At 73.9% G+C, this 18,074-nt stretch carries 16 protein-coding genes; 10 read left to right on the top strand and 6 right to left on the bottom strand.

Going from position 1 to position 18,074, the window contains the following annotated elements; all coding sequences use genetic code 11:
- Window positions 1–100: 100 nt before the first annotated feature.
- Window positions 101–1,834 carry a glycoside hydrolase family 9 protein gene (locus ACFZBB_RS04270; RefSeq protein WP_391117671.1) on the top strand — a complete coding sequence of 578 codons (1,734 nt, stop codon included), beginning with the start codon at window positions 101–103 and terminating at the stop codon, window positions 1,832–1,834.
- Window positions 1,835–1,902: 68 nt separating this feature from the next.
- Here the strand turns inward: ACFZBB_RS04270 and ACFZBB_RS04265 are convergent, their stop codons facing one another.
- Together ACFZBB_RS04265 and ACFZBB_RS04260 are read right to left on the bottom strand one after the other, a co-directional pair.
- The gene (locus ACFZBB_RS04265) at window positions 1,903–3,369 is read right to left on the bottom strand and encodes an ATP-binding protein (RefSeq protein WP_391118455.1); all 1,467 of its coding nucleotides are present in this window, start codon (window positions 3,367–3,369) and stop codon (window positions 1,903–1,905) included.
- 74 nt (window positions 3,370–3,443) lie between these two features.
- Entirely contained in the window at window positions 3,444–4,187 is a 744-nt protein-coding gene (locus ACFZBB_RS04260; protein ID WP_391117669.1) for a response regulator, read from the bottom strand.
- Between the two features lie 262 nt (window positions 4,188–4,449).
- Here ACFZBB_RS04260 and ACFZBB_RS04255 point away from each other — a divergent pair, with 262 nt between their 5' ends.
- From ACFZBB_RS04255 to ACFZBB_RS04240, 4 genes are all read left to right on the top strand, one after another.
- The gene (locus tag ACFZBB_RS04255) at window positions 4,450–5,817 is read left to right on the top strand and encodes a ferric reductase-like transmembrane domain-containing protein (RefSeq protein ID WP_391117667.1); all 1,368 of its coding nucleotides are present in this window, start codon (window positions 4,450–4,452) and stop codon (window positions 5,815–5,817) included.
- Between the two features lie 55 nt (window positions 5,818–5,872).
- Window positions 5,873–6,385 (top strand): FMN-binding protein, encoded by a 513-nt coding sequence (locus ACFZBB_RS04250; protein WP_391117665.1) that lies wholly within the window; start codon window positions 5,873–5,875, stop codon window positions 6,383–6,385.
- Window positions 6,386–6,429: 44 nt separating this feature from the next.
- On the top strand, window positions 6,430–7,155 hold the full coding sequence (locus tag ACFZBB_RS04245) for an FAD:protein FMN transferase (protein WP_391118454.1): 726 nt from the start codon (window positions 6,430–6,432) through the stop codon (window positions 7,153–7,155).
- Window positions 7,156–7,253: 98 nt separating this feature from the next.
- Window positions 7,254–8,156 (top strand): alpha/beta fold hydrolase, encoded by a 903-nt coding sequence (locus ACFZBB_RS04240; protein ID WP_391117663.1) that lies wholly within the window; start codon window positions 7,254–7,256, stop codon window positions 8,154–8,156.
- A 34-nt stretch (window positions 8,157–8,190) separates the two neighbouring features.
- Here ACFZBB_RS04240 and ACFZBB_RS04235 read toward each other — a convergent pair whose 3' ends face one another.
- Window positions 8,191–8,841, bottom strand: a complete 651-nt coding sequence (locus ACFZBB_RS04235) for a 3-oxoacid CoA-transferase subunit B (protein WP_391117661.1) — start codon at window positions 8,839–8,841, stop codon at window positions 8,191–8,193.
- A gap of 2 nt (window positions 8,842–8,843) precedes the next feature.
- Window positions 8,844–9,617 (bottom strand): 3-oxoacid CoA-transferase subunit A, encoded by a 774-nt coding sequence (locus tag ACFZBB_RS04230; RefSeq protein ID WP_391117659.1) that lies wholly within the window; start codon window positions 9,615–9,617, stop codon window positions 8,844–8,846.
- A 248-nt stretch (window positions 9,618–9,865) separates the two neighbouring features.
- On the opposite strand from ACFZBB_RS04230, the gene ACFZBB_RS04225 reads away from it, so the two are divergent.
- From ACFZBB_RS04225 to ACFZBB_RS04205, 5 genes are read left to right on the top strand one after another with little or no spacing between them, the layout of a single operon-like run.
- Window positions 9,866–11,176: an ABC transporter substrate-binding protein gene (locus tag ACFZBB_RS04225; protein WP_391117657.1), complete on the top strand. Its 1,311-nt coding sequence runs from the start codon at window positions 9,866–9,868 to the stop codon at window positions 11,174–11,176.
- Window positions 11,173–11,931, top strand: coding sequence for an ATP-binding cassette domain-containing protein (locus tag ACFZBB_RS04220; RefSeq protein ID WP_391118452.1), 759 nt, complete (start codon window positions 11,173–11,175; stop codon window positions 11,929–11,931). The genes ACFZBB_RS04225 and ACFZBB_RS04220 overlap by 4 nt, the downstream gene beginning before the upstream one ends.
- Window positions 11,928–12,779 carry an ATP-binding cassette domain-containing protein gene (locus ACFZBB_RS04215; RefSeq protein ID WP_391117655.1) on the top strand — a complete coding sequence of 284 codons (852 nt, stop codon included), beginning with the start codon at window positions 11,928–11,930 and terminating at the stop codon, window positions 12,777–12,779. Before ACFZBB_RS04220 ends, ACFZBB_RS04215 begins: the two co-directional genes overlap by 4 nt.
- Window positions 12,779–13,666: a branched-chain amino acid ABC transporter permease gene (locus tag ACFZBB_RS04210; RefSeq protein ID WP_391117653.1), complete on the top strand. Its 888-nt coding sequence runs from the start codon at window positions 12,779–12,781 to the stop codon at window positions 13,664–13,666. The genes ACFZBB_RS04215 and ACFZBB_RS04210 overlap by 1 nt, the downstream gene beginning before the upstream one ends.
- Window positions 13,663–14,760 carry a branched-chain amino acid ABC transporter permease gene (locus ACFZBB_RS04205; protein WP_391117651.1) on the top strand — a complete coding sequence of 366 codons (1,098 nt, stop codon included), beginning with the start codon at window positions 13,663–13,665 and terminating at the stop codon, window positions 14,758–14,760. Before ACFZBB_RS04210 ends, ACFZBB_RS04205 begins: the two co-directional genes overlap by 4 nt.
- 31 nt (window positions 14,761–14,791) lie before the next feature.
- Here ACFZBB_RS04205 and ACFZBB_RS04200 read toward each other — a convergent pair whose 3' ends face one another.
- The gene (locus ACFZBB_RS04200) at window positions 14,792–16,705 is read right to left on the bottom strand and encodes a GAF domain-containing protein (RefSeq protein ID WP_391118450.1); all 1,914 of its coding nucleotides are present in this window, start codon (window positions 16,703–16,705) and stop codon (window positions 14,792–14,794) included.
- A gap of 367 nt (window positions 16,706–17,072) precedes the next feature.
- Window positions 17,073–17,900, bottom strand: coding sequence for a 3-hydroxybutyrate dehydrogenase (locus ACFZBB_RS04195; RefSeq protein ID WP_391117648.1), 828 nt, complete (start codon window positions 17,898–17,900; stop codon window positions 17,073–17,075).
- Window positions 17,901–18,074 lie beyond the last annotated feature (174 nt).

The following is an 18,074-nucleotide window of genomic DNA, read 5'->3' as shown; positions in this document are numbered from 1 at the left end:
GGCGGCCGGGCGGATGCCCGGCCGCCCCGACGATCACCGTTGACCCATAGAAGTCCACTACATACCTTTGCGGGCACGAGAGAAGGGACGGTGCCCGTAGGTGCCCATCGAAACCGGCTTGGAGACCTCGGCGGTACGCGTAGCGCACCTCGGTTACGGACTCGGCGGGGCACCCGCGGTCGTGGCGGTCCTGCCCGACGGAAGGGCCCCGCGGCGCGTGCAGTTGCTCGGCGCCGACGGCGGCTCGCTGCACGAGCTGGAACCCGGCCCGCTGGAGTCCGTCCCCGGCTGGCACGGCGGTCCCTTCTCCCGGGTGCCGCTGCCCTCCGGCCTCGCGCCCGGCCGGTACGCGGTCCGCCTGGTCGACGGCCGCGGCCGTACCTGTGTCTCGGACGACTTCGAGGTGGCCGCCGACCGGCTCCAGCGGCAGACGATGTCCGACGTGCTGGCGTACTTCAAGGCGATGCGCTCCAGCGGCGAGATCGACCGCAAGGACCGGCGCGCCGCACTGTGGGGCGACGACGGCGGCCGGGAGGTCGACGCGCGCGGCGGCTGGCTCGACGCGAGCGGCGACACCAGCAAATTCCTCAGCCATCTCACGTACACCCGCACCATGAGTCCGCAGCAGATCCCGCTGTGCGCGTGGGCCATGATGGCCGCGCGGGACGCGGTCGCCGAGCGACACCCGCTGCTGGTCCGCTCGTTGAGCGCGCGGCTGCGCGACGAGGCGCTGTGGGGCGCCGACTTCCTGGTCCGCTTCCGCTCCCCCGAGGGCTACTTCTACACGGGAATCTTCGACGCGCTCACCAAGCGGCTCGAAGAGCGCGTCGTGACGGCGCCGCTCCCGGAGTGCGTGCGCACCGACCGCTACCAGGCCGCGTACCGGCACGGCGGCGGCCTGGCCATCGCGGCCCTCGCCCGCGCCTCGACCCTGGACGACCACGGCGACTTCACCGGACCCGAGTACCTGGCGGCGGCCGTCGAGGGCTTCACACACCTTGAGGCGCACAACACCGAATACGTCGTCGGCGGGGCCGAGACGGTCCTCGACGACTACACGGCACTGCTGGCCGCCTGCGAGCTGGTCGCGGCGGGCGGCGGCACGGTCCCGGCCGCGGCGCGGGACGCGGCCCGGCTGCGCGTACGGTCGCTGCTGGCGCGGTACGTACGGCCCGCGCACGGCCCCGGCTGGTTCGGCGCGGACGCCGAGGGGCGGCCGTTCTTCCACGCCGCCGAGGCCGGGCTGCCCGCGCTCGCCCTCGCCCGCTTCGCCACCGCGCTGCCGGACGCGCCCGAGGCCGGGGCCGCGAGCGCGCTCGCCCTGGAGGCCGTCCTCGACACCGTGGTCAGGACCCGTTCCGTGCCGAATCCCTTCGGCTATCCCCGGCAGCGCGTGCAGCCCGCGGGGGGCACACCGCGCGACGCCTTCTTCTTCCCGCACGACAACGAGACCGGCTACTGGTGGCAGGGCGAGAACGCCACCATCGCCTCACTGGCCGCCGCCGCGAACACCTGCGCCGACCTGCCCGGCACGGCGGAGGCCGACCGCGACCTGCTGCTCGGCTTCGCCGACGACCAACTCGCCTGGATCACCGGCCGCAACCCCTTCGACGTCTCGATGCTGCACGGCCGCGGCCGTCACAATGTCGACTACGAGTCCGACTTCCCCAACATCCCCGGCGGCATCGTCAACGGCATCACCTCCGGCTGGACCGACGAGGACGACATCGCCTTCCTTCCCGCCGACGCCCCCGAGGACGAGGTCTGGCGCTGGGCCGAGCAGTGGATCCCGCACACCGGCTGGTTCCTGCTGGCGGTGGCGTCGGCCCGCTGAGGGACCGGCGGGGCGGCGGTGTCCGGATCGGCGCGGTGGCATCGCGGGAAGCCTCGCGGAACCCCGCGTCAGACCGCCGACGCTTCGGGCCGCTCGGGCGGCGCGTCCGGGAGCGTCACCGTGAAAGAGGTGTCGCCCGGCTCGCTGGTGAGGGTGACCGTGCCGCCGTGGGCCGCGGCGACCGCCGTGACGATGGCCAGGCCCAGACCGGCGCCATGGCCGGCGGCGGGGTCGGCGCGCCGGTCGTCGGCGCGGTGGTGGTCGGCGCGGGCGAAGCGTTCGAAGACGGTGCGCTGGATGGCCGGCGGGACACCGCCGCCGTTGTCCGCGACGGTGAGGACGGTCGCGGCGCCGTCGTGGCGCAGCCGTACCGTGACGCGGGTCCCCTCGGGGGTGTGCACGCGGGCGTTGGTCAGCAGATTCCCGGTGATCTGCTGGAGCCGGGCGGCGTCGCCGGTGACGGTGACCGGTTCGGCGGGCAGGTCCAGCAGCCAGCGGTGGCCGGGGCCCGCGGCCCTGGCGTCGTCGACCGCGTCGAGGACGAGGCGCGTCAGGTCGACCGGCTCACGGGCCAGCGGGCGGCCCGCGTCGAGCCGGGCGAGCAGCAGCAGGTCGTCCACCATGCCGCCCATCCGCGCGGACTCCGCCGCGATCCGGTCAAGTGCCCGCGTCACACCGGGCGGCACCGGGCCGGGGTGCCGCTGTGCCAGCTCCGCGTGGCCGCGGATCGCGGCGACCGGGGTGCGCAGTTCGTGGCTGGCGTCGGCGGCGAAGCGCCGCAGCCGTTCCTCGCTGGCGTGCCGGGTGGTCAGCGCGCCCTCGACATGTCCGAGCATGCGGTTGAAGGCCGCGCCGACCTGCCCGACCTCGGTCCCGGGGTCGGTGTCGGGCACCCGGTCGGGCAGCGCCACCTCTCCGCTGTCCAGCGGCAGCGCGGTCACCGAGGCGGCGGTCGCGGCCACCCGGCGCAGCGGTCGCAGCGACCAGCGCACCCAGAAGGCGCCCGCGGCCCCCGCCACGACCAGCGCGCCGCCGAAGACGGCCGCCTCCACCGCGATCAGCCGCGTCTCGGCGTCCTCGATGCCCTGCCGGGGCAGCCCGGTGATCAGGACGTCCCCGTCGTCGCCCGCCACCGCTTTGACCTGGTAGTCGCCGAGCGAGGACAGATCTACCCTGTGACAGTGGCCGTCGACGGGAACCGTCGCGAGGGCGGTCCGGTCGTCGGGGGTCAGCCGTACCGTGGTGTCCGTGCCCGCGCGGACCACGGCGGCGGCCGTGACCCGGCCTTTGAGCAGCCGCGCCCCGAAGGTCCCGCGCGCCTGGCGGCGGGTGTCCACATGGACGTTGTCGGCGTCCGGCTCCCCCGCGCCGTGCGCGTGTTCCAGGCTGGCGGGGAATGTGCCCCCGGCCTCCGAGAGCTGCTGGTCGAGCCGTTCGCCGAGGAAGGACCGCAGTGCGACGACCGCCGCGATGCCCACGGCTGCGCAGCTCAGCGCGAGCAGCACCACGAGGCCGCAGGTGAGCCGGGCGCGCAGCGTGCGCGGTACGAGGACCCGCGACGCGAAAGCGAGCGGCGTGGAGCGACGGCCGGTGCGCGCCGAAGGCGGCCTCACCACGGCGGCGCCTTCAGCAGGTAGCCCGCGCCGCGCACCGTGTGGATCATCGGCTCGCGCCCGCTGTCGATCTTGCGGCGCAGGTAGCTGATGTACAGCTCGACCACATGCGCCTGGCCGCCGAAGTCGTACGACCACACGCGGTCGAGGATCTGCGCCTTGCTGAGCACCCGGCGCGGATTGCGCATCAGGTACCGCAGCAGCTCGAACTCGGTCGGGGACAGCTCGACGACCGCCCCGCCGCGCGTCACCTCGCGCGCGTCCTCGTCCATGACGAGATCGCCGACGGTGAGGACCGCCGCGTCGCCGCGCGCCCTGGTCATGCCCGCCCGGCGCAGCAGTCCGCGCAGCCTGGCCAGCAGTTCCTCCAGGCTGAACGGCTTGGTGACGTAGTCGTCGCCGCCCGCCGTGATGCCCGCGATGCGGTCCTCGACGGAGTCGCGCGCGGTGAGGAACAGCACGCACACCTCGGGCTGGCTCGCGCGGAGCTGGCGCAGTACGGACAGGCCGTCGCCGTCGGGCAGCATCACGTCGAGCACGACCGCGTCGGGACGGAAGGCCCGCGCCTCGGCGACCGCGGAGGCGACGTCACCGGCGGTGCGCACGTGCCAGCCCTCGTAGGCGAGGACGCCGGACAGCACTTCGGCGAGGTCGGGTTCGTCGTCCACGACGAGGACCCGGACCGGGGAGCCGTCCGGGTGGGCGAGGGGGTGCGGTGCCGCGCTGTCTGAGATGTCCATGGTCCTTCCAGCATCGCCCGGCGGGCGGTCGCGCAGCGAGAGCGGGCGCCTCTGCGTTCCCTGTGAGTCCTGTGAGTCCTGTCGCCGATCGGTGAGCGAGCCGCCCGCGCGGCGCCCTCACCACGGGTCCCGCGGGCCGCCGTGAGCCTCTGGATCACCTGTGAGTCCGCGGCCGGGGCCCCGATTCAGAGCTGGCTCAGAGGTTCCGCCCGCACAGTGGCAAGCGTACGACCAGGAAGGGAACCACCGTGAGCGGCACGACATGAGCGGCACCCACAGCCCCCGCACCACCGTGCGGCACGCGGGGACGTATCCCGGCAGGCGGTCACCGGCCGTCGTGGTGCTGGCCCTGGGCTGGGCGGGCGCGGCGGCGGTGATCGCGCTGTGGTGGCAGGACACGTCGTCGGTCGTCGGCCCCGCGGGCTGGCTGATCGGCGCGGGCCGGATCGCCGGGCTGCTGACCGGCTACTGCTGTGCGCTGCTGGTCGGCCTGATGGCCCGGATTCCCGCCCTTGAGCAGGGGGTGGGCAGCGACCGGGTGGCGCGCTGGCACGCGATGGCCGGGCGCTACACCGTCTGCCTGCTGATCGCGCACATCACGCTGATCCTGTGGGGTTACGCGGCGCAGGCGCACGCCTCGGTCCTCGGCGAGACATGGACGGTGGTGTTCACCTATCCGGACATGCTCAAGGGCACGATCGGTGGTCTGCTCCTGCTGGTCGTCGGCGCGCTGTCGGTACGCGCGGTACGCCGCAAGGTCCGCTACGAGACCTGGTACTACCTGCACCTGCTGACGTATCTGGCGATCTTCCTGGCCTTCTGGCACCAGCTCGCGCTCGGCGCGGACTTCGCGGGCGGCACGGTCGCGCGCGGGCTCTGGTACGCGCTGTACCTCGGTGTCGCGGCGGCGGCGCTCTGGTACCGGGTGCTGGTGCCGCAGCGGCTGAATCTGCGGCACCGGCTGCGGGTGGCGTCGGTGGTACGGGAGGCGCCGGGCGTGGTGTCGGTGCTCATACGCGGCCGACGGCTGCCCGAACTGGCGGTGCGGCCGGGGCAGTTCCTGCGCTGGCGGTTCCTGACGCCCGGCCTGTGGTGGACGGCCAGCCCGTACTCGCTGTCCGCCGCGCCGCGCCGCGACCTGCTGCGGATCACCGTGAAGGCGGTGGGCGAGCACAGTACGGCGCTGGCCGGACTGCGGCCCGGCACCCGGATCTGGGCCGAGGGACCGTACGGCGCGCTGACCGCGGAGCGCAGGACCCGGCAGAAGGTGCTGCTGCTCGCGGGCGGGGTCGGGGTGACCCCGCTGCGGGCGCTGTTCGAGTCGCTGCCCGCGGGGCCCGGCGACCTGACGCTGGTCTACCGGGCGCGCACCGAGGCCGATCTGGCGCTGCGCGGCGAACTGGAACGGATCGCCGCCGCGCGCGGCGCCCGTCTGCACTTCGCGGTCAACGCACCCGACGGCCGGCGGCCCGTCCTCACCGCGGACACCCTGCGCGCCACGCTGCCGGACATCGCGCGGCACGACGTGTTCCTGTGCGGGCCGCCCGGAATGGCGCGGGCGTCGTACGAGGCGCTGCGCGCGGCGGGTGTCCCGGCCCGCCACATCCATCACGAGTCCTTCGAACTGTGAGCCATGCCGTGAGCCATGCCGTGAGCGAGATGGTGAACCGAGGTGAGAGCCGTCCATGAGCGCCTTTCCCGCCCGCCCTTTGCGGCGCGTCCTGTTGAGCACCCTGGCCACCGTCGCCGGTGTGGTACTGCTGCTGACCCTCAAGCCGCACACGACGGCGAGCGCGGGTGACGTCGCCGCGGGCTCCGCGGCCCCCACGCCGGCGCCGTCCGCGACGTCGGGGACGTCCGGCTCCTCCAATGGCTCGTCCAATGGCTCGTCCAACGGCTCGTCCTCGAAGGGGACTTCGGGCACCAGGACGGTCGACGGCGACACCGCGCAGACCCGCTACGGTCCTGTCCAGCTCCGGCTCACCCTCACCGGCGGCAGGATCACCGCGGTGAAGGCCGTCCAGTTGCCGAACGACAACCCCAGGGACACGGAGATTGCCGGTTTCGCGATCCCGCAGCTCACCCAGGAGACGCTGGCCGCGCAGAGCGCGAAGATCGACACCGTGTCCGGGGCGACGTACACCAGCGAGGGGTATGTGCGGTCGCTCCAGAGCGCGTTGGACAAGGCGGGGGTCTGACCGTGTCCGACACGCGGGCCCGGCCGCGCCGGGTGGAACACACGATGGGCACGGTCTTCTCCTTCGACGTGCGGGGCGGCGGCGACCGCGTGGAGGCGGCGCTGCACGCGGCGGCTGCCTGGCTGCACCATGTCGACGAGGTCTTCTCCACCTACCGCCCCGACAGCCAGATCAGCCGGCTCGCCGCCGGCACGCTCACGCTGTCGGCCTGCTCCCCCGACGTGCGCGAGGTGCTGGCGCTGTGCGAGACGGCCGGGCGACTGAGCCACGGCTGGTTCAGTACGGGGTACGCGGGCGGCTTCGACCCGACCGGGCTGGTGAAGGGGTGGGCGGTGGAGCGGGCCGTCGCCATGCTGGCCTCCGCGGGCGCCGACGCGGTGTGCCTCAACGGCGCGGGCGACGTACAGGTGTACGGCGGTCCCTGGCGGATCGGTGTCGCCGACCCGCTGCGGCCGGGCGCGCTGGTCTGCGTGGTACACGCCGACGGCGAACTGGCCGTCGCCACCTCGGGTCCCGCCGAGCGCGGCTGCCACATCCTGGACCCCTTCACCCATCACCCGCCCGCCCCCGCGCTCGCCTCCCTCACCGTGGTCTGCCGCGGCCTGACCGACGCGGACGCCCGCGCCACCGCCGGCTACGCGATGGGCCCCGCCCGCGCCCGCCGCTGGCTCGAATCCCTCCCCGACACCGAGGGCTTCGCGGTCGCGGCGGACGGCGCCACATGGCAGACCGCCGGGTACGGCGTGACCACCGCCGCCCACACACCCTGAACCCCCGCTGTGTGGGCCGCGCCCATGCCCGGCCGCCGGATCGGCCCCTATCCTGCTCGGGCCGTACGGGACGGCGCGAGCGGATCGCGGGAGCGCGCATGCGGGAATTCGAGGATGTCGGCGTCGAGGTGCCGGGCGGACGGCTGGCGGTACGGCGCTGGCCGGGCCCGGCGGGCGGCCCTGTGGTGCTGGCGCTGCACGGGATCGCCAGCAACGGCCTGGCCTGGGCGCAGGTCGCCGAAGCGCTCGACGGGGTCGAGATCCTGGCGCCCGACCTGCGCGGGCGCGGGCTCAGCCGGGAGGTGGCGGGCGCCTGCTCGATGGCCCGGCACGCCGACGACATGCTCGCGGTGCTCGACCGCTTCGGCGTCGAACGGGCGGTGCTGGCCGGGCACTCCATGGGCGGCTACGCGGCGTGCGTGGCCGCGCGCCGCGATCCGGGGCGTTACTGCGAACTGGTGCTGGTCGACGGCGGCTTGGGCTTCCCCGTACCCGCGGGCGTGGACATCGACGCGGTGCTGCACGCCGTGGTCGGACCCGCGATGCGCAAGCTGGAGATGGAGTTCGCCGACCGCGCCGCGTACCACGCCTTCTGGGCGGAGCACCCGGCGTTCAGCACGCTCGGCGGGCCGCTGCTCGCCGCGTATCTCGACCGCGATCTCACCGGCGAGGCACCGCACTTGAGGTCGGCGTGCCGGGCGGACGCGATCCGCGAGGACGCCGCGGACGAGCTGCGCAACCCGGACGTCTTCGCCGCGATCCACGAAATCACCGTCCCCACCCGGCTGTTGTGGGCCGAGCGGGGGCTGTCGGACGAGCCGACCGGGCTGTACGCGCCCGAGGCGATCGCGGCGAGCGGCCTGGTGGCGGAGGGGATCGCCCTGCATTTCGTCCCAGGCGTCAACCACTACTCGGTACTGCTCGGCGAGCCCGGCGCCCGCCTGGTGGCCGAGCACCTGACGGACGCGGTACGACGCACGGCTGCCGCGGCCCGGAGCTGATCCTCCGGGCCGCGGCCCGTACGGCGCGGGGCGGTCAGCCCCGCGCCACCGCGTCCGGCACCAGCAGGTCCGGCCCGGTCGCCGCCCGTACCTCCTCCACGCCCACGCCCGGAGCCAGTTCGGCCAGCCGCAGTCCTTCGGGGGTGACGTCGAGGACCGCGAGGTCGGTGATCACGCGGTGCACGACGCGGCGGCCGGTGGCGGGCAGGGTCAGTTCCTCGACGATCTTCGGGGAGCCGTCCTTGGCCGTGTGTTCCATGACCACCACGATCCGGCGGGCGCCGTGCACGAGGTCCATGGCCCCGCCCATGCCCTTGACCATCTTGCCGGGGATCATCCAGTTCGCCAGGTCACCGCGGGCGGAGACCTGCATGGCGCCGAGCACCGACACGTCGATCCGGCCGGAGCGCACCATCCCGAAGGAGGCGGCGGAGTCGAAGTACGCGGCGCCGGGTGCCACGGTGACCGTCTCCTTGCCCGCGTTGATCAGGTCGGGGTGCTCGTCGCCCTCGTACGGGTAGGGGCCGACGCCGAGGACGCCGTTCTCCGAGTGCAGCACCACATGGGTCCCGGCGGGCAGGTGGCCGGGGACGAGCGTGGGCAGGCCGATGCCGAGGTTCACGTACTGGCCGTCGCGCAGTTCGCGAGCGGCGCGGGCGGCGAGTTGGTCGCGGTCGAGTGGCACGGTCAGTTCTCCCGGTCGGAGGTGGCGTGGGCGGTACGGACGGTGCGTCGCTCGACGCGTTTGTCGGTCGGATCGGCGGTCACGACGCGGTCGACGTACACACCGGGCAGATGGACGGCGTCCGGCGGCAACTCACCCGGTTCCACGATGCGTTCGGCCTCCACCAGGGTGATCCGGCCGGCCATCGCGCACAGCGGGTTGAAGTTGCGGGCGGCGGCGTGGAAGGCGCAGTTGCCGTGCCGGTCGGCGACGGCCGCCCGGACCAGCGCGAAGTCGGCGGTGATGGCTTCCTCCAGCAGATGGCGTACGCCGCCGAAGTCCCGTACCTCCTTGGGCGGCGAGGCGACAGCGACCGTGCCGTCCGCCGCGTACCGCCAGGGCAGGCCGCCCTCCTCGACCTGCGTGCCGGCGCCCGCCGGGGTGTAGAAGGCCGGGATGCCGCAGCCGCCCGCGCGCAGCCGTTCCGCGAGGGTGCCCTGCGGGGTGAGTTCCACCTCCAGCTCGCCCGTCAGATAGCGCCGGGCGAACTCCTTGTTCTCGCCGACGTACGAGGAGGTCGCCCGCGAGATCCGGCCGAGTCCGAGCAGCAGGCCGAGTCCCCAGTCGTCCACTCCGCAGTTGTTGGAGACGACCCGCAGATCCGTCGGGCCCGCCGCGGCGAGCGCCGCGATCAGCGCCGACGGGATGCCGCACAGGCCGAATCCGCCGACGGCGAGCGTCGCGCCGTCCGGGATGTCCGCCACCGCGCGGGCGGCCGAGGCCACCACCTTGTCCATGCGTCCGCCTTCCCCGCAGGGGTCATCGAGGGTGTTTCGAGGGTGGGTTGAGGGTGCGTCGGGCCGCCGTGCCGGGCGTGACCCGGACCGTGGCGCCCGCCCTGTCACCTTTGCGACGGCGCAGCGGGGCCGCCATGGTCCCTGTCGACATGGCTCGCGGGGAAGGAGCGTGTGCCGCCCACATGTCCGGTTCGGCGGGGCGCTTCTACGGTTTGCGCAACAATCCACCTCTCCGGGAGCCGGTCGCCATGCGTCGCAGCACATCGAGCACCAACAGATCGAGCCGAGCGGGCCGTTCGAGCGAGCCGGCCGCGTCCCGTCGGCCGCGCCCGACGAACGGGCCGGGCGCCTTCCGTACGCTGACCGTACCGGCGCTGGCGGTGCTGACCGCGGGTGTGCTGCTCGCCGGATGCAGCGCCGCCGGGACGGCGGGCAGCGCCAAGTCCTCCGACGGCAAGAGGGACTCGGCGGTCAAGGTGGGCCTGGTCTACTCGCGCAGCGGGCCGCTGGCCGCCTACGGCAAGCAGTATCTGGACGGCTTCAACGCCGGTCTGGCGTACGCCACTCACGGCAAGGGCACAGCGGGCGGCCACCGGATCGAGGTGGTCGAGCAGGACGACGCGGGCGACCCCGCGAAGGCCGTCGCCGCGGCCAAGACCCTGATCGGCAAGGGCACGCACATCATCGCGGGCACCACCGACTCGGGCGTGGCGCTCCAACTGGCCCCGCTGGCCGCCCAGAACAAGGTGCTGTACATCGCGGGACCCGCCGCCACCGACGCGTTGACCGGCGTGAACGCGTACACCTTCCGCTCCGGCAGGCAGTCGTACCAGGACATCCTGACCGCCGGGTCGCTGCTGGGCGACTCCAAGGGCAAGAGGGTCACCGTGCTGACCCAGAACTCCGCCTTCGGGCAGGCGAATGTGACCGCCGTGAAGGAGGTGTTGGGCGGCCAGGGCGCGACCGTGGACTCGGTGCTGGCGCCGCCGAGCGCGGGCGATCTGACGCCGTTCGCGCAGCAGGTCAAGTCGAAGAAGCCGGATCTGGTCTTCGTCGCGTGGGCCGGGGCCAGCGCGCCCGCGCTGTGGACGGCGCTTGACCAGCAGGGCGTGGTGACCTCGACCAAGGTCGTGACGGGCCTGGCGGGCACCGCCTCGTACCCGCTGTTCGGCGCGGCCGGGTCCAAGATCTCCTTCCTCGCGCACTACTTCCCCGGCGCCGCGCACAACGCGGTGGAGACGGCGATGCTCGACGGCATCACCAAGGCGGGCGGCACGCCCGACCTGTTCAGCCCGGACGGTTTCACCGCCGCGCAGATGATCGTGCACGCGGTGGAGGCGGGCGGCGCGGACAGCCCGACCGCGATGGCGAAAGCGCTGGAGGGCTGGTCGTTCGAGGGCCCCAAGGGCGACGAGCAGATCAGGGCGGTGGACCACGCACTGCTCCAGCCGATGTTCACGGCGAAGCTGAACGGCACGGGCGCCGCCGCGAAGCCGGAGCTGATCAGCAGGCTGCCCAAGGACGCGGTGAACCCGCCCTCGAAGCAGATGGCGGGCTGACCGTGACGAGCACGGCCCCGGTACTCCGGCTGCGTGACGTGGGCTGGTCGGTCGGTGGCGCGACCATCGTGGACGAGGTGTCCTTCGATGTGCGCGAGGGCGAATTCCTGGCCTTCATCGGTCCCAACGGCGCGGGAAAGACATCCCTGTTCAACCTGATCAGCGGTCTCGTACCGGCCAGTCGCGGGTCCATCGGGCTCGACGGCGCGGACATCACCGCCGAGAGCGTTCCGGCCAGAGCGCGGCGCGGGCTGGGGCGGACGTTCCAGACGTCCAGTCTGTGGCCCGGTATGACGGTCGCCGACCATGTGCGGCTGGCCGCCCAGGCGGCGGGCGGCGGGTCGTACCGGATCTGGCGCCGCGCCGCGGGATACGCGCGGCAGGTCGGGCAGGTGCTGGAGCGCACGGGGCTCGGGCACCGTGCCCAGGCGCTGTCGAGCGCGCTGTCGCACGGCGAGAAACGGAAGCTGGAGTTGGCGGTGCTGCTGGTCGGCGAGCCGCGCGTGATGCTGCTCGACGAGCCGATGGCCGGGGTCAGCGCCGAGGAGGTGCCGGCCCTGACCGCGCTGATCCGCTCGCTGCATCGCGACGAGGGCCGCACGGTCCTGATGGTCGAGCACCACATGGACGTGCTGCTCGGCCTGGCCGACCGGCTCGCGGTGATGCACCACGGCACCCTGCTCGCGCTCGACACCCCGCAGGCCGTCACGGCCGACGCCACCGTGCAGCGGGCCTATCTCGGGGAGGCGTTGTGACCGGCGAACCCCTGTTGTCCGTACGGGACTTGAAGGTCGTCATCGGCGGCCGTCACATCCTGCACGGCGTGGACCTCGACGTCGCCGCGAGCGGGGTGACCGCGCTGCTCGGCCGCAACGGCGCGGGCAAGACCACGACGGTGCGCGGCGTGCTGGGCCTGGTGCCGCGCACCGGCAGCGTGCGCTTCGCCGGTCAGGAGACGGTACGGCTCGCCACGCACGCGCTGGTGCGGCGCGGGATCGGCTACGCGCCGGAGGACCGCGGGGTGTTCGCCGCCCTGACCGTCGCGGAGAATCTGCGGCTGGCCGAGCGGCGCGGCGCGGGCGAGCCCGCCTACGCGCTGGTGCACGAGCTGTTCCCCGAGCTGCGGCAGCGGGCGGCGCAGCGCGCGGGGACGCTGTCCGGCGGGCAGCAGCAGATGGTCGCGATCGGCCGCACCCTGCTCAACGGCAACCGGCTGATCATCGCCGACGAGCCCACCAAGGGCCTGGCGCCGAAGGTCGTCACCGAGGTGGCGCGGGTGCTGGAACGGGCCGCGCAGGCGGTGCCGGTGCTGCTCGTCGAGCAGAATCTGGCGATGGTACGGCGGCTCGCCGAGCACTGCGTGGTGCTGGCAGACGGCAGGACCGCGCACCGCGGCCCCGCCGCCGACCTGCTCGCCGATCCCGAGGCGACCCGCAGGCTGCTGGGGGTCGGACGCAAGGGCGCGGACGCGCACGTGAGAGAGGCAGAGGCCGTGTCATCCGATCCCGCCAGGGAATCCGCCACCGACGCCGCCGGGACGCAAGTCCAGGCCGCGACCGGGTCGTACCCACCGCCGTCCGCGGCACGGAAGGCGGGCGCCTGATGTCGACCGTCGTGCTCCTCACAACCACCGGACTCGGCCTCGGCGCCCTGTACTTCCTGGTGGCCTCCGGCCTCTCCCTGATCTTCGGCCTGATGGACGTGCTGAACTTCGCACACGGCGCGCTGCTGTCCATCGGCGCGTACGGCACCTGGTGGGCCGCCTCCGGGCACCTGCCGGGCGCGGGCTCCGGCGGATTCGGCTTCGTCCTCGCCGTCGCCTTCGGCACCGCCGTGGGCACCGTCGCCGCGATGGTGCTCGAACTCGCCCTGATCCGCCCGTTGTACGAACGGCCGCGCGAGCAGGTCCTCGCCACTGTGGGGGTGGGGCTCGCGGTGCCCGCGCTGCTGTCGGCGATCTGGGGCGCCGACGCGCGCACCTTCCCCGGACCCGCGGCCCTGTCCGGCACCTTCGGACTGTTCGGCGCGCGCGTCCCGGTCAACCGGCTGGTGCTGATCGGCGCCGCGGTGCTCGTCCTGCTGGCGCTGCGGCTGTTCCTCGGCCGCACCCGGCACGGCCTCGTCGTCAGAGCCGGGGTCGAGGACCGGGCGATGGTCACCGCGCTCGGCATCGACGTCCGGCGCGCCTTCACCCTGGTCTTCGCGATCGGCGGGGCCGCGGCGGCGCTCGGCGGCGCGCTGGGCGGCCTGTACTACGGCTCGGTCGACCCGGGCCAGGGCACCTCGCTGCTGATCTTCGCCTTCGTCGTGGTCGTCATGGGCGGCATGGGGTCGGTGTCGGGCGCAGCGCTCGCGGCCGTCGGCGTCGGCCTGGTCCAGCAGTTCGCCAACTACTACACCGCGTCGGGGCTCGGCGATCTCGCGGTCGTCGTCCTGCTCGCGGCGCTGCTGCTGCTCCGGCCGCACGGCGCCACCGGGAGGCTCGCATGACCACCGCCACCCCGACCCGCGAGGAGCAGCGCGTCCAGGCGGCGCCCGCGCCGGCCGGACAACTGCGCCGGGTCACCCGCTGGTGGCCCGCCGCCGCCCTGGCCGCGCTGCTCGCGGCCCCGTACAGCTCGCTGCCGCTGCCGGGCCTGCTCGACGGGCCGATCGGCAGCGCAGGCAGCCTTCAACTCCTCGCGCTGTGCCTGGTGTTCGGCGCGCTCGCGACCGGATACGACCTGCTGCTCGGCCGTACGGGCCTGCTCTCGTTCGGCCACGCGCTGTACTTCGCCGCGGGCTCGTACGCCACCGATGTCATCATGATCGAGGCCGGGCTGCCGTTCGGCGCCGCCGCCGTGCTGGGGCTGCTCTTCGGGATCGCGCTGGCCGCGCTGCTGGGCTCGGTGTCGCTGCGGGTGAGCGGGATCGCCTTCTCGATGGTCACGCTCGCCTTCGCGCAGGCCGGTTCGATCCTGGTGGAGCGCGACCCGGGCGGGGTGACCGGCGGCGAGGAGGGCCGGGCGGTGCCCGCGGACAAGCTGCCCGCGTCACTCGTCGGCATCGAGCACACCGTCAATCTCTACTGGATCGCGCTCGCCTATCTCGTGGTGACCGTCGCCGTCGTGCACTGGGCGGTCCGCTCCCCCACCGGGCGGGTCTGGGAAGGCATCAAGGAGAACGAGCGCCGGGTGGAGGTGCTGGGCCTGCGGCCGTACGGCTTCAAACTGACGGCCTTCGTGCTGGCGGGCGCGCTGGCCGCGGTCGGCGGCATCGTCCATCTGCTGCTGACCGGCGGCGCCACCCCGCAGACCACCACCTCCGACTTCACCTTGTCGCTGCTGGTGATGGTCGTCCTCGGCGGCTCCGGCTCGCGCTGGGGCCCGCTGATCGGCGGGGTCCTCTACACCTGGGCCGACCACCGGCTCGGCGACCTCGCGGGCTCCGACTCGGTCGCCGGTCTGCCCTCGGTCCTGCGGGTCCCGCTCTCCCAACCCCTGTTCCTGCTCGGCACCTTGTTCGTCGTGGTGGTCTACGTGCTGCCCGGCGGTGTGGCCCGGCTGCCGCAACGGCTGCGCGCGGCGGCGCGGACGAGGAGCTGACCGAGCGGCGGTCCTGGCCGGGAGGGCTGTCCTAGCCGTGCGGCGTGGACAACAGGTGCAGACGGAGGGCGAGTTGGAGTTCCAGCGCCCGGTCGGGGGCGTTCCAGTCGGGGCCGAGGAGTGCCTGGACACGGTCGAGGCGCTGGACGACGGTGTTGACGTGGAGGTGGAGTTCGTCCTTGGTACGGGTGAGGGTGCCGCCGCAGGCGAAGTAGGCGCCGAGGGTACGGACCAGCTCCGTGCCGCGCCGCGCGTCGTAGTCGAGGAGCGGACCGAGCGTCGCGGTGACGTAGGAGTCGACGTCCCGTTCGTTGCCCAACAGCACTCCGAGGAAGCCGAGTTCGTCGGCGCTCGCGCCGTCGCCGACGCGGCCGAGCGACTGGAGGGCGCGCAGGCAGCGCAGCGCCTCGGCGTGGGCGTCGGCCAGGGCCCGCGGTCCCGCTGCCGGTCCGCCCGCGGCGACCGTGACGGGCGCGCCCACCAGGTGGCCGAGCTGGGCGACGGCGGCCCTGGCGGCCTCGCCGGGCGGTGCGCCGTCGTACGGGAGGAGCAGGACGACGGTGCCGGACTGCTCGGCGCTGATGCCGTCGCCGCCGAAGAGGTACTGGACGGCGGCGCCCGGCAGTTTGTCGTGGCAGGCGGTGACGGTCTCGGCGACGAGCAGCAGGCACGGCCGGTCGAGGTCGACACCGAGCCTGCGACCGCGCACGACAAGACCGGCCGGGTCGCGCCCCGCCGCGGTCAGCAGGTCGGTGATCAGCTCGCCGCGCACCCGGTTCTCGGTCTCCGCGACGGAGCGGCTGAGCAGCAGCAGGAGCGCGGTGACGACCCCGGCGCGCTCGAACAGCCGCCGGTCGGAGTCGTCGAGCCGTTCGCGCCCGTACAGCACGAGGCTGCCGAGGAGTTCCTGTCCTGCGAGCACGGCGCAGGTCCAGCGGCCGTCGCGGAACACCGCGCGGGCCGCGGCGTGCGAGTCGGCGGCGTGCCTGACCAGGGCCGTCGGCTGCGGGGGCAGACCGTCGAAGTCGCCGCCGCCGCGCCCGACGGCGGCCAGCCGTCGGCCCTCCGGGTCGTGGATGGTGAGGGCGCCGTCCAGCAGTCCCGCGACGGCGGCGGCCACTTCCGACAGGTCGCCGCCGCGCAGCACCAGGTCGGTGAGCCGGTCGTGCGCCTCCTCTGCGCGCTGCATCGCGGCGGCGTGCTCGCGGATCACGGCGCCCGCCTCGGCGAGGTCGGTGATGGCCTTGGCGGTGTCGATGGCGATGGCGGCGTGCGCGGCCAGCGAGCACAGCAGCGCGACCTCGTCGGGCGAGAAGGGGCGCGGGGTGCGGTCGGCGGCGAAGAGCACCCCGATCACGTCGCTTCCGACGGCGCCGCCCGCGTGACCGCCCGCGCCGCGCGACCCCAGCAGCAGCGGCACCCCCAGGATGCCGACCAGGCCCTCGTCCAGCACGCCCTCGTCGATCGAGCCGGTGTGCCGGAAGCGCTCGTCGGTGCGGTAGTCGGGGGTCGCGTAGGGGCGGGCGGTCAGTGCGACCAGACCGCCGAGACCGTCGCCGTACGACAGCCGGAGGTTCTGGAAGAGCGGTGAGACCGAGCCGTCGGTGACCCGCATGTAGGTGTCGCCCGCCTCCTCGTCACGCAGCGTCAGATACGCGGTGTCCGTGCCGAGCAGCATCCTGGCCCTGCGGACGATGGACTGGAGGACGGCGTCGAGGTCGCGGAGCGCGGCCAGGTCGCTCGCGGTGTCGAAGAGCGCGGCGAGTTCGGTCTCGCGGCGGCGGTGCTGCCGCAGCACCCGGCGGACCCGCAGCGCGATCCCGGTGGCCTGTTCCAGCTCCGACAGGTCGGACGCGCCCGCCCCGTTGATCCTCGCCTGCGCGGCGACCGCCCCGAAATCCTCCGCGGGCGCGTCGGCCGCGACCATTTCGAGCAGCCGACGCATATGGCGGGCGATGGGCGCGGGTTCGGCCGCGGGCACGAGGGCGGGTGCCGGTGCCGCTCCGGACTCGGGTGCCGGTACGGCTGCGGGATCTGCGGATTCTGCGGACATCAGGGGTCACCGTGCCGGAGGGACGAAGAACGGTCCGTGCGGCGCGGCGGTCGGGACCGTCGCGCCGCACGGCTGGTGCGACGGACGCGCGGTACGGTTCGCCGCCCCGCCGGGACGGGACGACGGCCGCCGCAGACGCCGACCCTATCGACCAGCCGCCGTAAAAGGCGAGGTCAGTGGCCGGATCAGTGACTGGATCGATGGCCGGATCAGTGGGCCGCCCGGTGGCCGGCTCGACGGTCGGCTCGGTGTGCGCGGGTCAGTGGGCGGTCCACCCGCCGTCCAGCGGCAGCGAGGCCCCGGTGATGTAGCCGGTGTGCGGGGAGCAGAACCACAGGGCCGCCGCCGCGACCTCCACCGGCTCGATCAGCCGCTTGATCGCGGTGCGCTCCAGCATCACCCGGGTCACCACCTCCGCCTCGGGGATGCCGTGCGCGACGGCCTGGGTGGCGATCTGGTCCTCGACGAGCGGGGTGCGGACATAGCCGGGGTTGATGCAGTTGCTGGTCACGCCGTGCGGCGCGGCTTCGAGCGCGACGGTCTTGCTGAGCCCTTCGAGGGCGTGCTTGGCGACGACGTAAGCGGACTTGTAAGGGCTGGCGCGCAGGCCGTGCACCGACGAGATGTTGACCACCCGGCCCCAGCCGCCCGCGTACATGTGCGGCAGGGTGCGGCGCAGGATGCGGAACGGCGCCTCGACCATCACCCGCTGGATCAACGCGAAGCGCTCCGGGGGGAATTCGTGGACGGGCGCGATGTGCTGAAGGCCCGCATTGTTGACGACGATGTCGGCGTCGTCGGGCAGCGCGTCGACGGCGGCGGGGTCGGCGAGGTCGGTGACACAGCAGGTGCCGCCGATCTCCGCCGCCACTTCCTTGGCCGCGTCCGCCGCGATGTCCACCACGTAGACGGCGGCGCCCGCCTCGGCGAGGGCCACCGCGCAGGCCCGTCCGATACCGCTGGCGGCTCCGGTGACCAGGGCGGTCCGCCCGGCCAGGAACCGCGCGCCGGGCGGGTCGTCGGGGGTGGCTGCGGCGGGCGGCGCTGCGGGCGGCCCCTCGGCGCCGGGGCTCTGAGTGCTCTCCATGGCCGCCACGCTAGAAACGATGCGGGGGCCCGCACACGTGGCCGGTGACCATACTTCCCCGTCCCGAGGTGGCGTCCACAGCCATGTCGCGCGGGCCCTTAGGGGTCCATGCCGATACGCCCGGGCGGCGCGGGCGGTGGCCGGCCGGCCGCGCCGCCGGGCGCACCGCGGCGC

This window comes from Streptomyces sp. NPDC008139, assembly GCF_042957025.1.
In the GTDB taxonomy this organism is placed as follows: Bacteria; Actinomycetota; Actinomycetes; order Streptomycetales; family Streptomycetaceae; genus Actinacidiphila.
This window is presented reverse-complemented; position numbering and strand designations above follow the sequence as displayed.

Bases quoted from the DNA above. Each gene is read 5' to 3' on its own strand.
- ACFZBB_RS04260 (WP_391117669.1), bottom strand. From the start codon at position 4,187: ATGGACATCTCAGACAGCGCGGCACCGCACCCCCTCGCCCACCCGGAC.
- ACFZBB_RS04255 (WP_391117667.1), top strand. From the start codon at position 4,450: ATGAGCGGCACCCACAGCCCCCGCACCACCGTGCGGCACGCGGGGACG.
- ACFZBB_RS04250 (WP_391117665.1), top strand. From the start codon at position 5,873: ATGAGCGCCTTTCCCGCCCGCCCTTTGCGGCGCGTCCTGTTGAGCACC.
- ACFZBB_RS04245 (WP_391118454.1), top strand. From the start codon at position 6,430: ATGGGCACGGTCTTCTCCTTCGACGTGCGGGGCGGCGGCGACCGCGTG.
- ACFZBB_RS04240 (WP_391117663.1), top strand. From the start codon at position 7,254: ATGCGGGAATTCGAGGATGTCGGCGTCGAGGTGCCGGGCGGACGGCTG.
- ACFZBB_RS04230 (WP_391117659.1), bottom strand. From the start codon at position 9,617: ATGGACAAGGTGGTGGCCTCGGCCGCCCGCGCGGTGGCGGACATCCCG.
- ACFZBB_RS04225 (WP_391117657.1), top strand. From the start codon at position 9,866: ATGCGTCGCAGCACATCGAGCACCAACAGATCGAGCCGAGCGGGCCGT.
- ACFZBB_RS04210 (WP_391117653.1), top strand. From the start codon at position 12,779: ATGTCGACCGTCGTGCTCCTCACAACCACCGGACTCGGCCTCGGCGCC.
- ACFZBB_RS04205 (WP_391117651.1), top strand. From the start codon at position 13,663: ATGACCACCGCCACCCCGACCCGCGAGGAGCAGCGCGTCCAGGCGGCG.
- ACFZBB_RS04200 (WP_391118450.1), bottom strand. From the start codon at position 16,705: ATGCGTCGGCTGCTCGAAATGGTCGCGGCCGACGCGCCCGCGGAGGAT.
- ACFZBB_RS04195 (WP_391117648.1), bottom strand. From the start codon at position 17,900: ATGGAGAGCACTCAGAGCCCCGGCGCCGAGGGGCCGCCCGCAGCGCCG.